At 48.5% G+C, this 12,958-nt stretch carries 13 protein-coding genes; 4 read left to right on the forward strand and 9 right to left on the reverse strand.

The window, feature by feature from the left end; genetic code table 11:
- Positions 1 to 6: 6 nt before the first annotated feature.
- Positions 7 to 747 carry a YdcF family protein gene (locus BC349_RS16510; RefSeq protein ID WP_187257889.1) on the forward strand — a complete coding sequence of 247 codons (741 nt, stop codon included), beginning with the start codon at positions 7 to 9 and terminating at the stop codon, positions 745 to 747.
- Here the strand turns inward: BC349_RS16510 and BC349_RS16515 are convergent.
- Genes BC349_RS16515 through BC349_RS16535 form a run of 5 tightly spaced genes read right to left on the reverse strand, consistent with a single transcriptional unit; the run spans position 734 to position 5,391 of the window.
- On the reverse strand, positions 734 to 1,339 hold the full coding sequence (locus BC349_RS16515) for an IMPACT family protein (protein WP_187257890.1): 606 nt from the start codon (positions 1,337 to 1,339) through the stop codon (positions 734 to 736). The genes BC349_RS16510 and BC349_RS16515 overlap by 14 nt on opposite strands.
- A 34-nt stretch (positions 1,340 to 1,373) precedes the next feature.
- Entirely contained in the window at positions 1,374 to 2,426 is a 1,053-nt protein-coding gene (gene ribD / locus BC349_RS16520; protein ID WP_187257891.1) for a bifunctional diaminohydroxyphosphoribosylaminopyrimidine deaminase/5-amino-6-(5-phosphoribosylamino)uracil reductase RibD, read from the reverse strand.
- A gap of 18 nt (positions 2,427 to 2,444) precedes the next feature.
- The gene (locus BC349_RS16525; RefSeq protein WP_187257892.1) at positions 2,445 to 3,161 is read right to left on the reverse strand and encodes an EcsC family protein; all 717 of its coding nucleotides are present in this window, start codon (positions 3,159 to 3,161) and stop codon (positions 2,445 to 2,447) included.
- 17 nt (positions 3,162 to 3,178) lie between these two features.
- Positions 3,179 to 4,891 carry a GMC oxidoreductase gene (locus tag BC349_RS16530; RefSeq protein WP_187257893.1) on the reverse strand — a complete coding sequence of 571 codons (1,713 nt, stop codon included), beginning with the start codon at positions 4,889 to 4,891 and terminating at the stop codon, positions 3,179 to 3,181.
- A 2-nt stretch (positions 4,892 to 4,893) separates the two neighbouring features.
- Positions 4,894 to 5,391 carry a gluconate 2-dehydrogenase subunit 3 family protein gene (locus BC349_RS16535; RefSeq protein ID WP_187257894.1) on the reverse strand — a complete coding sequence of 166 codons (498 nt, stop codon included), beginning with the start codon at positions 5,389 to 5,391 and terminating at the stop codon, positions 4,894 to 4,896.
- Positions 5,392 to 5,508: 117 nt separating this feature from the next.
- On the opposite strand from BC349_RS16535, the gene BC349_RS16540 reads away from it, so the two are divergent.
- Together BC349_RS16540 and BC349_RS16545 are read left to right on the forward strand one after the other, a co-directional pair.
- Positions 5,509 to 6,642, forward strand: coding sequence for a redoxin domain-containing protein (locus BC349_RS16540; protein ID WP_187257895.1), 1,134 nt, complete (start codon positions 5,509 to 5,511; stop codon positions 6,640 to 6,642).
- A gap of 40 nt (positions 6,643 to 6,682) precedes the next feature.
- Positions 6,683 to 8,881 carry a B12-binding domain-containing radical SAM protein gene (locus BC349_RS16545; RefSeq protein WP_187257896.1) on the forward strand — a complete coding sequence of 733 codons (2,199 nt, stop codon included), beginning with the start codon at positions 6,683 to 6,685 and terminating at the stop codon, positions 8,879 to 8,881.
- Here the strand turns inward: BC349_RS16545 and BC349_RS16550 are convergent.
- On the reverse strand, positions 8,871 to 9,155 hold the full coding sequence (locus BC349_RS16550; RefSeq protein WP_187257897.1) for a hypothetical protein: 285 nt from the start codon (positions 9,153 to 9,155) through the stop codon (positions 8,871 to 8,873). The genes BC349_RS16545 and BC349_RS16550 overlap by 11 nt on opposite strands.
- Before the next feature lie 23 nt (positions 9,156 to 9,178).
- Between BC349_RS16550 and BC349_RS16555 the strand changes: the two genes are divergently transcribed.
- Positions 9,179 to 9,328, forward strand: coding sequence for a hypothetical protein (locus BC349_RS16555; RefSeq protein WP_187257898.1), 150 nt, complete (start codon positions 9,179 to 9,181; stop codon positions 9,326 to 9,328).
- Here BC349_RS16555 and BC349_RS16560 read toward each other — a convergent pair.
- The 3 genes from BC349_RS16560 to BC349_RS16570 form a co-directional block, all read right to left on the reverse strand.
- Positions 9,305 to 10,951: an AMP-binding protein gene (locus BC349_RS16560; RefSeq protein WP_222840210.1), complete on the reverse strand. Its 1,647-nt coding sequence runs from the start codon at positions 10,949 to 10,951 to the stop codon at positions 9,305 to 9,307. The genes BC349_RS16555 and BC349_RS16560 overlap by 24 nt on opposite strands.
- Before the next feature lie 32 nt (positions 10,952 to 10,983).
- Positions 10,984 to 12,063, reverse strand: a complete 1,080-nt coding sequence (locus tag BC349_RS16565; protein ID WP_187257899.1) for an OmpA family protein — start codon at positions 12,061 to 12,063, stop codon at positions 10,984 to 10,986.
- Between the two features lie 100 nt (positions 12,064 to 12,163).
- Complete coding sequence (locus BC349_RS16570) at positions 12,164 to 12,946, reverse strand: RMD1 family protein (protein ID WP_187257900.1); 783 nt, start codon at positions 12,944 to 12,946, stop codon at positions 12,164 to 12,166.
- Positions 12,947 to 12,958: the final 12 nt, after the last annotated feature.

Genomic DNA, 12,958 nt, shown 5'->3' on the forward strand with positions numbered 1-12,958 from the left:
TTACCTATGCAATTCGTTATTTCCAAGCTGGTCACTGCGACACTTTCACCATCCAACTGGTTACTGCTACTGGTGTTAATGTATCTGTTAATTCATTCTCCCCGCTGGAAACGGACAGCCGGGATCCTGGCCCTGGCAGTTGCGCTGCTGGCTACCAATCCGGCTTTGTACAGGCTTGCTGTCCTTGCCTGGCAGCCCAAACCTGCAATGGTTCATGAAAAGTTCACTGCGGCCATACTACCGGGTGGCGTGGCCGGATTCGACCACAACAATCGGGGCTATTTCGGGTATGCGGCAGACAGGTTTATTCAAACCGCCCGGCTGTATCATCAACAGCAGGCTCAATACATCATTGTTACAGGGGGGAACGGTTTCCTCGACAGAAGTATCCCGCCGGAAGCTTTTTTCCTGAAAGAGGAACTGGTAAAACATGGTATCCCGGCAGACAGGATCATAACGGAAGCAGAAAGCAGGAATACCCGGCAGAATGCCCAATTCACCAAAAGGATTATCGACAGTCTGGGATTGCATGGACCATTTGCGCTGGTTACATCAGCCATACATATGCGCAGATGCAGCCAGGATTTCAAAAATGCGGGCATATCCACTACCGGTATTCCGGCCAATTACGATTTGTTTGACAGGAAGCAGGATTGGCAGGACATGATCTGGCCGGATTTTTCCCTTTTCGACCGCTGGGGAAGGCTGATAAAAGAATGGGTGGGATGGCTGGTCAGCACCTGGTAGTCTCCACCGTATGCAGGTCTTTCAGCCGGTACAGCACTTCATCCTGGCGGTTCACGGGCACACCAATGGTGAACAGGCAGAACAACTGGATATCCTGCTTAAGCACGCTGCAATTGAACTGTTTGATGATCATCATCACTTCGTTCATCGTAGTATAATCAAACTGCAGCCGGTAGCATACCTCTATGGGCTTCTGTACAAACGGGAGCGTTTGCAATACAACCGTGGCAGTTGTTTTGTAGGCATTGATCAAACCGGGTACACCCAGCAGGGAACCTCCGAAATAACGCACTACCACCACACCTACATTGGTCAGTTCCTTGCTGTCGATCTGCCCCAGGATGGGTTTGCCGGCAGAACCGGATGGCTCCCCGTCATCATTCACCCTGAAATTATTCCCATCCAGACCAATACGGTAGGCAAAACAATGATGGGTTGCTTTGGGGTGTTCTTTCCTGATAGCGTTCAGCTTTTCTTTGAACTCCTCAACGGAAGCCACCGGGAATGCATAACCGATGAACTTGCTGCCCCGGTCGCGGAATTCGGCAGTGCCCGACTTCTCTATGGTGGTATAAAATGTCTTTGTTTCCATGGTTGCCCGGAATTCCGGGGCTGCGAAGGTAAGATTATTGCACGGAGGAATGTTTCCGGTAAATATGTACAAGGTCTGTCCCTGACGTCAGGCTTTCCTGCAGTTCCCCTTCCCGGAGGATGGGTCCTTTATAACCACCGGGAATGACCAGGGCCGGATTGGTGATGATCCGGGCCTCATCCCAGCACCCCGCATCTATGAATGACTGAAGTAACAGACTGCCGCCTTCTATAATTACCGACAGCATGCCGAATCCATACAGCACACGAGTCATCTGCTCAACTACCGGCTCATCCTGCGTCAGTTTTACATATTGAACATGATCCTGTTTGTCTTCCCGGTGGTAATTCAGGACAATCGTGTCGGCCTCATCTGACAATACCGCATTGGTGGAAGGAACTTTCAATTCTTTATCCAGCAATATTCTTACAGGATTGGGGCCGCTGACATGGCGGGTGGTGAGGGAAGGATTATCTATCAACGCAGTTGCCGTGCCTATTGCAATTGCCTGCTCTTCACTGCGCCACCGATGAACCAGTCTGTTGGTCAAATCCTGGCTTATTCCTACCCCCTCTTTTTCAGGCCCGGCAATGCAACCATTGGCCGATTGCGCCCACTTCAGAATGATATAGGGGCGCTGCTTTGTATGGAAAGTAAAAAATCTTTTGTTCAGTTCACGGCATTCATTTTCCAGCACTCCCGTGATCACTTCTATGCCCGCGGCCTGCATTTTTTCAATTCCTTTTCCATCCACTGCCTTAAAGGGATCACGACTGCCTACCACCACCTTTGGTATCCTGTGGAGGATGACCAGGTCTGCGCAGGGAGGTGTTTTACCGAAATGCGCACAGGGTTCCAGTGAAACATACAGGGTACTTGCAGCAATCAGTTGCCGGTCAGCTGCTTTCACTGAATCAAGGCAGTTAACTTCTGCATGAGCTTTTCCATATAACTGGTGATAGCCTTCTCCTATGATCCTGTTTTTGTGTACCAGGACCGCACCAACCATGGGATTGGGCGCTACATAACCGGCTCCCAGGCGGGCCAGTTGCAGGCAACGGTGCATGTATTCAGAATGATCCCTCATGATTTTATCTGACCGAAATTACTTTAGAATCCGCATACGGTAGGCATTCATTGCGGTAAGCCCCAGTTTCCTTACCAGCCGGTAATTGACCACGATACCAACAGGCGCCCCGATAACAGGTATCAACTGGGCCATCTTCGCGATATCAAGATAATCGCGGTACTCCTGCTGGAAACTGCGCCAGTCAAACAGGTGGATATCATCCGGCATCTGCCGGCTTTTTTCAGCCCAGTCAACCATTTTCAGGTAAACATTCCGCCGGTGTTCGTGGCTGGAAAAAGCCAGTTCAAAAATATGCAGCAGGTAAACCCTTTCCTTATAGTCATTTACATCAAACCCATAGAGGCTGGCGATCTCAAACAGCAGTTTTATTTTCAGTCCCAGCAAAATAGGAAAATCAGCCAGTCCCAGCAGCAATCCCCCTGCCCCTGTCACTCCCCCCTCCACCGCAGCAGTATTGCGGTAAAATTCTATTCTTTCCCTAACGGCCATTTCCCTCACCCACAGGGAATCAGTCTGTAACGGTGCGGAAGTTGTATGACGTGCACCAAACAATACCCCACGGATCATTTGTTTGATGGTTGAGGTGATGGCCTGGTGAATCTTTTCAGGTATCCACGAATTAACCTTCACCTGCAGTCGTTTGGAAAGCGCATTAAAAAAACCTGGCCTCTGCTGCATTTTCTGCTGCCAGTGCCAGAGTTCTTTATCTATTTTCTGTAGGTAGTCCTGCATGGATGAGATTCACATCTTTACAGATTCCCTTTTTTCATGCTGGTTACCGCATAATCAACCGCGCGGGCCGTTAATGCCATGTAGGTCAGGGAAGGATTCTGTGTGGAAGTGGAAGTCATGCAGGCACCATCTGTTACAAAAACATTTTTACAATGGTGCAACTGGTTCCATTTATTGAGCAGGGATGTCTTTGGATCATGCCCCATGCGCACGCCGCCCATTTCGTGAATATCAAGTCCCGGCGCCTGTTTTGAATCATTGGTAGTAATATTGGTAAACCCTGCCATCCGGAACATTTCACTTGTCTGCTCCAGGTAGTCAGCTACCATTTTTTCATCATTGTCATCATAGGCAATATTGATATGCATCAGGGGCATATCCCAGGCATCCTTCTTCGAGGGATCAAGGCTTACGGTGTTTGTTTCCTTGGGAATGGTTTCACCCATCATATGTGAACCTACCTGCCAGTTGCCGGGTGTCGGATTCAGCAGGCCTTTTTTAAGGTCTTCCCCCCAGCCTTTAGCCGGCATAGTTGAACGGTAGCCGCCAAACCCCGCGGCATACCCGCGCAGAAAATCCGTCTCCTGTTTGTACACATTCCTGAACCGGGGAATGTAGCCGCTGTTGGGCCTTCTGCCGCCTGACTGTGTAGAGTCGGCAAGACCTTCGTATTCGGCGCTTACACGTGCCCGATAATTATGAAAAGCCACGTATTTACCCAGGAGCCCGCTGTCATTTCCCAGTCCGTTCGGAAAGCGGCCGGATGTGGAGTTCAACAAGATGAGGTTGGTATTAAGGGCTGCAGCGTTGACAAAGATCACCGGTGCAAAATATTCAGTCACCGCCTTACTAACGGCATCCACTACACGCACCCCGGTTGCCTTCTGCTGCCTGTCATCAAATATGATGGAATGCACCACCGAATTGGGTTGCAGCGTCAGCTTGCCGGTCTTCAGTGCCCATGGAATGGTGGATGAATTGCTGCTGAAATAACCACCGAAGGGGCATCCTCTCTGGCAGAGGTTGCGGTTCTGGCATTGCGCACGGCCCTGTTCGAGGTGAATGGGCTGCGGAACAGTGAGATGGGCTGCACGGCCAATGATCACATGCCTGTCTTTATACGTTTCAGCCACTTTACCGGAGAAATATTTTTCCACGCAGTTCATTTCCATCGCGGGCAGGAATTCACCATCGGGTAAAGTATCCAGCCCGTCTTTATTGCCTGAAATACCGGCAAACTTTTCCACATAACTATACCAGGGTGCCAGGTCTTTATAACGTATCGGCCAGTCCACCGCAAAACCATCGCGGGCCGGACCTTCAAAATCAAATTCACTCCAGCGCTGGGTTTGCCTGGCCCAAAGCAATGATTTCCCACCTACCTGGTATCCGCGGATCCAGTCAAACGGTTTGTCCTGCGCATAAGGATGATCTTTATCCTTCACAAAAAAGTGCATGGCATCTTCGCGGAAAGCATAACACTTGCTTATGACCGGGTTGGCTTCGATGATTTCCCGGGTAAGTTGTCCCCGGTGCTCAAATTCCCAGGGCATCATATTGGTCGTCGGATAGTCTTTGAGGTGCCTCACATCCGGCCCGCGTTCAAGCATAAGGGTTTTTAATCCTTTTTCGGTAAACTCCTTGGCAGCCCAGCCACCACTGATGCCTGATCCAATGACAATAGCATCGTAGGTTCTTTCAGCCACACCTTTAGTATTCAGATAGCCCATAATTAAGATTTAGCAGGTAGAGATTTTACAGGTACACATCCATAATATTTCCCGGGAACAAGCTGGTATGGCAACAGGTTGGTCATTACATATTCAGACATGGTATACCCCTGTACCACCAGGCGGCGGTAATCTTTCAGAAAAGCAAGTTGCTCCTTGTTATCAGCCGCTTCCGCCGCGGTCATTAGTTTGGCAGGATCAGGTTCCTCTGCCTGCAATGATTTCAGTCCGGCCATAAATGCGTCCTGGCTTTCCTTTGTCATACAGTCATCTACCATTTTCAGCGCAAACAGGTGGGCGCCCAATTCCGTTGCACCGGGTGTATCGGTTGCCGGTATGATGGCGGCGGCCAATGCCGTAAGGAATTTTTCCTGCTTCGGATTGATCTGTATTTTTTTCAACTGGATAGACACCTGGTCCTGCTTGTACACACAGGAAGGTAAAAAAGCGATACCCGCTCCCATCCAGATCATATGGCTGATAACCTCGCGACGGTTCATGTATTAATTAATTAATCTTTGACAATATACTTTCACAAGGCTTTGAAGTTATGGAATATTAAAATCTTCTTTGACAGGTTATTAATTATTTGATAACTTCTGCTAAAATCATCTCGGATGAAAGCATTTCCATGGCTTCTCCTGCTGCTTCTTTTTGGAGGCTCATCAACATTTGCCCGTTTTATTGCGGCCAATGACCCTGAAACGCTTGCAATCGGAGCCCCGGCCCCTGACTTCAAACTGCCGGGCACTGACGGCAAAACATGGACACTCGCAGCTTTTAAAAATGCAAAAATACTGGTGGTGGTTTTTACCTGTAACCATTGTCCTACTGCACAAGCATATGAAGACAGGCTGATCAGGCTGACCAGCGATTACAGTGACCGTGGCGTGGCGGTGGTGGCCATCTCCCCCAATGACCCCAGGGCAATCCGCCTGAATGAACTCGACTATACCGATCTGAACGACAGCTTTGAAGAAATGAAGATCAGGGCCGACCGGAAAAAATACAATTTCCCTTACCTGTATGACGGTGATAACCAGCAGGTATCCAGGTCTTACGGTCCGGTTGCCACCCCACACGTGTTTGTATTTGATTCGGAAAGAAAACTAAGGTTCCAGGGCAGGATCGACAACATGGAAAAGCCATCCAAAACCCCAACGGTGCAGGATACCCGAAATGCGATCGAAGCATTACTGAATAACCTGCCCGTTGCAGTATCCACCACCAAGGTCTTTGGATGTTCCGTCAAATGGGCTGAAAAAACCGACTGGCTGGAAAAAGCAAAAGTTGAATGGGCAAAAGAACCGGTTGAACTCAGCACAATTTCCACTGCCGGCATAAAAGACCTGCTGAAAAACAATTCGGGAAAATTAAGACTGATCAATGTATGGGCCACCTGGTGCGGTCCCTGTACCAGGGAATTTCCCGATTTCATTACCATCAACCGGATGTACCGCGGACGCGATTTCGAATTCATCAGTATCAGTGCAGACGATCCTGCCAACAGGGAAAAAGTGCTGTCGTTCCTGAAAAAACAGCAAGCCTCCGTGGCCAATTACCTGTTCGATACTGATGACAAATATGCATTGATTGAGGCCATTGATCCCAACTGGCAGGGAGCCCTGCCTTATACCATACTGGTTGAACCCGGCGGGAAAATAGTATATGCCAGGCAGGGGGCGATTGATGCTTCCGCCATGAAAACCACTATTGTGGACCATCCCCTGATCGGGCGTTATTTCAGATAACGGCAGTTCTGACCTATTTTTGCGGGATAAATTACCTGATTTGAGCGTTTCTGTTTACCTGGTTACTCCCCCTTTCACGCAATTGAATACGCCCTACCCGGCAACTGCCTATCTGAAAGGGTTCCTGAATACGAAGGGAATCAGCGCATTCCAGTCTGACCTTGGCATTGAAGTGACCCTGGCTTTATTTTCGGAAGAAGGCATCAGCAGGATGTTCGCCTCCATAGAAACAGACAACAGCACATTTTCAGAAAATGCCCGGCGCATGATTGCGCTTAAAGAGGACTATATCCGCTCCATCGACGAAGTGATCCGCTTTTTACAGGGAAAAAATCCAACTCTTGCACACCTGATCTGCAAGCGCGATTTTCTTCCCGAAGCCAGCCGCTTTGAACAATTGGATGACCTTACCTGGGCCTTCGGCAGCATGGGTACCCAGGACAAGGCCAAACACCTTGCCACCATGTACCTGGAGGACCTCTCCGATCTGATCAGGGAATGTGTGGACGAACATTTTGGCTTCAGCAGGTACGCAGAAAAACTGGCCCGTTCTGCCAATAGTTTTGATGGGTTGTATAAAGCACTGCACCAGGAATATAGTTTTACGGACCAGTTAATGCTGGATATTTTCAGGGAGAGAGTAGAAACAGTACAACCCCGGATGGTTGCTTTTTCGGTTCCCTTCCCCGGCAACCTGTATACCGCGCTGCGTTGCGGACAGTGGCTTAAAAAACATCACCCCACGGTAAAGATCGCCATGGGCGGTGGATTCCCGAATACAGAGCTGAGGTCACTCTCTGACCCCAGGGTTTTCGAGTTCCTTGATTTCATTACCCTCGATGACGGTGAAGCCCCCATGGAACAACTCGTCAGGCATATTGAACAGGACCTGCCAACCGAGGCATTGAAAAGAACATTTATCCTGCGTGATGGCACTGTAACCTATATCAATAACGCAGGCTGTTCCGATTACAAACAGGCACAGGTCGGCACACCCGACTACAGCGACTTCTGGCTCAACAGTTATATCCACGCCATTGAGATCATGAATCCCATGCACAGCCTCTGGAGCGATGGCCGCTGGAACAAACTGACCATGGCACATGGCTGCTACTGGGGCAAATGCACTTTCTGTGATATCTCTCTCGATTACATTCGGCTATACGAGCCCGTTACCGCAACATTGTTATGCGACAGGATGGAGGAAATGATGGCACAAACGGGCACCAATGGATTCCATTTTGTGGATGAAGCCGCCCCCCCTGCCCTGATGCGGGCGCTGGCACTGGAGATCATCCGGCGCAAACTGGTGGTTAGCTGGTGGACCAATATCCGCTTTGAAAAAAGTTTCACCAGGGACCTATGCCTGCTGTTGAAAGCAGCGGGCTGTATTGGCGTATCAGGCGGACTGGAAGTGGCTTCAGACCGCTTGCTGACAATGATTCAAAAAGGCATTACGGTGGCACAGGTGGCCCGGGTGAATAAGCATTTTACCGAAGCGGGAATCATGGTGCACGCTTACCTGATGTATGGTTTCCCCACCCAAACGGCGCAGGAAACAATCGACTCACTCGAGATGGTGCGCCAGATGTTCCAGGCAGGCATATTGCAAAGCGCTTTCTGGCACCAGTTTACCATGACTGCGCACAGTCCGGTTGGAATCGACCCCGAAAAATACAAAGTGGAAGCAATGAGGGCGGCTGATATCAGCTTTGCCGATAACGATGTCGAGCACCTTGATCCTACGGGAGCTGACCATTCCAGCTTTGCATTCGGCCTGAAAAAATCCCTGCTCAATTTTATGCACGGCGCCTGCCTGGATTACCCCTTGCACAAATGGTTTGATTTCAAAACACCCAGGACATCCGTGCCGCCGGATTATATTGTGAAGGCCCTGGAAGAGGAAGATTTCAGCCAGGTTAAACCCACGGCAAAAATCATTTTCCTGGGACATCCGCCCGTACTTGAAATCGTAAGTCGTTCCAAAAAAGGACAGCAATGGGAGAATGCTGAACTAACTTTCCAGAACAAACGGGGGAAAAGTACTATCAGGCTGGACGTGGAGGAAGGTAAATGGATGGCAGCCCTGCTTCCCAAGCTAGGCCTGGGCAATAATAAGACCTGGACCCGCCAGGAAATTAAAGCTGATTATGAAGCGGCGGGGCTGCCGGATTTTGAATTATTCTGGGACAACAAACCGGTGAACGGCTTATACAAAGCCGGACTGCTTAGTTTGTAGGTGGCTGATTGCCGGGCTTCGACTTTCCCTGCAGCGCTCTCTGTTCCCTTCTGGTGGCGCGTTCCCTCATGCTCCTTTCTTTTTTAATTCTCCGTTCGGCCTTTTTTAATTTCTTCTCCTGCCGCTTTAATTGTTTTGCCGCTTTTTTGGCTTTTTTCTGCGCCCGCTCCACTTTTGCCTGCTGCTTCTTCATCTCCTTATCCGACACCTGCGCAAAACCGGCATGGGCCAGCAACAGCATGGGGATCAGGAGAATGGTGATGAGTTTTTTCATATTACAATTTAACGATTATTGTTATGACACAGCAGGCATTTCCTGTTTCGGTTGTTACTGTTGAAAACAAGCCGGCTAACCGAAGCAATCTTTTAAGCATCTATCTTGAAAAAGAGGACCTGTTAAAAGCCATTTCCGCGGTTTACCAGTTAAGGAATTTCTATCTGGAATAGATCCGTATTTTGGAGCCAGGCCTCAAAGCGGGCGCTGTATCTTTTTTCAATCTCGAAGCGTTTGATTTTCAGGGTTGGCGTCAAGAGCCCGTTGTCAATGCTCCAGTCCTCCTGCATGGCAATTATCTTACCTATGCGTTCATGCGCATCGAGTGCCGGGTTCAGTTCTGCCAACATTATTTCAAGATCTGTCCCCAGCATTTTTTTATCCAGTTGCCGGCCGGTAGCAGAAAGTGTCACCAATGCAATCGGCTGGTGCAGTCCCGCCCCCACCACACAACAGTATTCAATATGACTGCAGGCGCCAATTTTCATTTCAATCGGTGAGGGTGCCACATATTTACCCTTACTCGTTTTGAAAAGATCCTTGGTGCGGCCGATGATCCTCAGGTCGCCGTCTTCATCAACAAGCCCCTCATCCCCTGTTTTCAAAAATCCATCCGGAGTAAACATTTCGGAAGTCAATTCAGGTTCTTTGTAATACCCCGGCATTATGGCGGGGTTTTTAACCTGTACTTCATTGTTTTCCCCCAGCCTCCATTCGCTCCCGGGCAAACCGGAACCAAGTGTGCCGAACTTCCTGCTGCCAGGCGATGTTAAATGAGAATAGGCAAGATTCTCTGTCATGCCGTATGCTTCCGAAATAGGAATCCCGATGCGCACATACCAGCGGAATAATTCCACCGGCATGGGAGAAGCCCCGGTCAGTATAATTCTGGCGGATTCCAGCCCCAGGCCCTGCCTGATTTTCTTTTTTATCAAAGAGGATAGCACAGGGATGCGAAGCAGGAAATCCAGTTTATGCTGTGGCAGTTTTTCCAAAATTCCGGACTGGAATTTTTTCCAGATTCTGGGTACACCAAAAAAGACCGTTGGCTTTGCCTCCCTTACATTTTTGGTAAAGGTCTCCAATGACTCTGCGAAGAAAATGGTGGCGCCATAATAAAGGCTGCCCATCTCCACCACCATCCGTTCTGCCACATGAGCCAGGGGGAGATAAGAAAAAAAACGTTCCTCATTACCCAGGCCTGCAAATTTCCCGGCATTCGGTGTCGCAAAAGCGAATCCTGCAAAGGTATGCATCACCCCTTTGGGTTTGCCGGTGGTTCCCGAGGTATACACAATGGTACAAAGCTCATCAATTGGCCGGCTGGAATTTTCACCCATCGGCTCCACGTCCTCAATAAGGTCATACCATTGATCATATTCAGGATGCCCGCAAAAGGGAAAAGAAATGCACTTCATACCTGCGGGAACGCCCGGTTCCATGGATGGCCAGTCATCCAGTTTTCCGACAAACAGCAGCCTTGCCTCACTATGTTCGAGGACCTGCAACATGGTATCATCCGTTGTATTGGGATACAACGGAACCGACACATGGCCCGACATCATGATGGCGAGGTCACAGATCATCCAGTGTGCACAATTTTTTGAAACAAGTGCAATCTTAGATTCGGCAGGCAGGTTCATAGCCTTTATTACAGTGGCCATCCTGCGGGCTTCCTGCCCCGCCTGTTTCCATGTCCAGGTTTTCCACTGGCCGTTGATTGGCTGCCTTAAATAAATTTTATCCGGGATGGTTGCTTCCCAGTGGTAAAACATGTCGAGGGGGGACTTCATCATATGGCAAATTCTCCCTTAAGATAATCCCTTTTCTATAACCTGATAAATTCAACCCTGCGGTTAATTGCCTTATTGGAAGGGTTGTCATTGGGGCCAAACGGCTGGGTTTCTCCCTTGCCATCAGTTTCAATCCTGGAAACATCAATCCCAAAACTTTTCGACAGTTCATTCCTGACCGACAAAGCCCTGCGTTTTGACAAATCGAGGTTGAATGCATCATCACCATCGCTATCGGTATGTCCGACAATCCTGATTTTTAGCCCCGGGTTCTCCGATAATACCTGGGCAATTTCCTTCAGGGTGCCATAAGACAGTGGTTTCAGTTTATCTGAAGCCACATCAAAATAAATACCGTAAGAAACCAGTTTGCCTTCTGTCAGTAATTTATTCCGAAGATCAGGCAAGCCTGCAGCCAACCTGAGGTTGGCAATCATGGGTGCGGATGCACTGCCTACCTCAAATCTCAGGATATTGTAGGTAAACCCGGCCGGCATGGCTCGCGGTGCATCTATTAATTTGGTTTCATTGATGTAAATCCTCAGCCTTTGTTTTTGCACCCAAACAGATATCCTGTACGGCCTGTTCTTATTCAGTTCAAAATCTGCATTTCCTTCCACCTTATATTCCCCGTCAGCATAGGAAGCAAAGTAGGTGGTGTTTTTGGTGAAATTTATTTTATTCCCTGCCACACCGGGAACAGCACCTCCTTCATTCGGATCGGACATAGTGCCAGAAACCAGGTAAAATCCCAATTCCATATCAGAGGATTCCGCATCCTCGTCTTTTCCGGCAGGTATCCAGTCAAATTCAACGGTAAAATTCTCCGGGAAACCACCCCTTGTTTCAGGAATATAATATCCATCCGTTTTTATCTGCAGCCATCTGCCGGGTGCTTTATTGGTAGTTATAATCTCCCCGCTGCCATTGGTATTCCAGCGGGCCGGGAAATCGCCAATGGCTTCAACGCTGAAGTCTTCAAAGAAGATCAATTTTTCACCCGGAATAAAGTCAAATTTTGAATAAACCTTAAATGAATCAACTCCCTGGGCAATCAAACCCGTTGTTGTAAACAGGAGTATGGATAAGGTGAAGGCAATGAATTTCTTTGTCATGACAGGGAATTTTAGCCCCATGAATCTACAAATAGAAAAAACCATCAAACAGGCCATTGGTCATTCATGTGCATGACTTTCATCATGTGTATTTCAAGGCCTATATTCCCATAAATTTTTCCAGGAAAAGGTTCACTACTTCGACAGTGATCAGGATAATGATAATCCACTCGAGGGTTGTACTGTTGCGGTATTGCAGGAGATCCTTGAACAAATCGAGGTTTTCCCTGACTATTGACAATCTTTCTTCAATATTCCGGAATCTTGCCTGCAGGTCAAATGTTTTCTTAAGCCCGAGATCAAGCTTATTCAGGTTTTCATTTTCCCAGGTTTCTTCGGGGGAATCAAAGATGTACAGGTTTTCCGCAATCCTGTTCTTAAGATTCAGGGTCCTGCCGATATAGCGTTTGAGGTTAACTCCGCGAAGATCAAGCGTACCTTTAATTTCCAGTACCTGGGTATGGTGGTAGGTCTCCGTCAGCAATTTGCTGGTCTGGGCTTCAAAATGATCCAGGGCCACCGACTGCGATACATGCAGCATAATCAGCCGGAGCATATCCGGATCCGATTCCGGTATGCCGATTTTATTAAACCCGAAATCGAACTTCGCTGAATCCGTTTCAACCACAAATTCATCACTCAGCCTCGGCGTCAGCAGGGTCCTGCAAAATGGAGTGATCAACTGCAGGAAAGCAGAGCTTTCCACTTCATTGTGGTTCAAAAAAGAAACAACTCCGTATCTGAAAATATAAATGAATTTATCCGCCTCGATCCTGTAGAACAATTCATCAGCGTCCGAATGATAGATTTCACCCGTGAATGCGGCTTTGAAATTTTTGACATCAATGCTGTCAGCAATCTGGAATGCCAATACCTTGTACATGCCGGTAAGTTA

It is taken from the genome of Flavihumibacter stibioxidans (genome assembly GCF_014332695.1).
Lineage (GTDB): Bacteria > Bacteroidota > Bacteroidia > Chitinophagales > Chitinophagaceae > Flavihumibacter > Flavihumibacter stibioxidans.

What these genes read in the sequence shown, in the direction of transcription:
- BC349_RS16530 (WP_187257893.1), bottom strand. Translation starts at nt 4,891, where the DNA reads ATGGGCTATCTGAATACTAAAGGTGTGGCTGAAAGAACCTACGATGCT.
- BC349_RS16560 (WP_222840210.1), bottom strand. Translation starts at nt 10,951, where the DNA reads ATGATGAAGTCCCCCCTCGACATGTTTTACCACTGGGAAGCAACCATC.
- BC349_RS16525 (WP_187257892.1), bottom strand. Translation starts at nt 3,161, where the DNA reads ATGCAGGACTACCTACAGAAAATAGATAAAGAACTCTGGCACTGGCAG.
- BC349_RS16510 (WP_187257889.1), top strand. Translation starts at nt 7, where the DNA reads ATGCAATTCGTTATTTCCAAGCTGGTCACTGCGACACTTTCACCATCC.
- BC349_RS16565 (WP_187257899.1), bottom strand. Translation starts at nt 12,063, where the DNA reads ATGACAAAGAAATTCATTGCCTTCACCTTATCCATACTCCTGTTTACA.
- BC349_RS16555 (WP_187257898.1), top strand. Translation starts at nt 9,179, where the DNA reads ATGACACAGCAGGCATTTCCTGTTTCGGTTGTTACTGTTGAAAACAAG.
- BC349_RS16515 (WP_187257890.1), bottom strand. Translation starts at nt 1,339, where the DNA reads ATGGAAACAAAGACATTTTATACCACCATAGAGAAGTCGGGCACTGCC.
- BC349_RS16535 (WP_187257894.1), bottom strand. Translation starts at nt 5,391, where the DNA reads ATGAACCGTCGCGAGGTTATCAGCCATATGATCTGGATGGGAGCGGGT.
- ribD (WP_187257891.1), bottom strand. Translation starts at nt 2,426, where the DNA reads ATGAGGGATCATTCTGAATACATGCACCGTTGCCTGCAACTGGCCCGC.
- BC349_RS16550 (WP_187257897.1), bottom strand. Translation starts at nt 9,155, where the DNA reads ATGAAAAAACTCATCACCATTCTCCTGATCCCCATGCTGTTGCTGGCC.
- BC349_RS16570 (WP_187257900.1), bottom strand. Translation starts at nt 12,946, where the DNA reads ATGTACAAGGTATTGGCATTCCAGATTGCTGACAGCATTGATGTCAAA.
- BC349_RS16540 (WP_187257895.1), top strand. Translation starts at nt 5,509, where the DNA reads ATGAAAGCATTTCCATGGCTTCTCCTGCTGCTTCTTTTTGGAGGCTCA.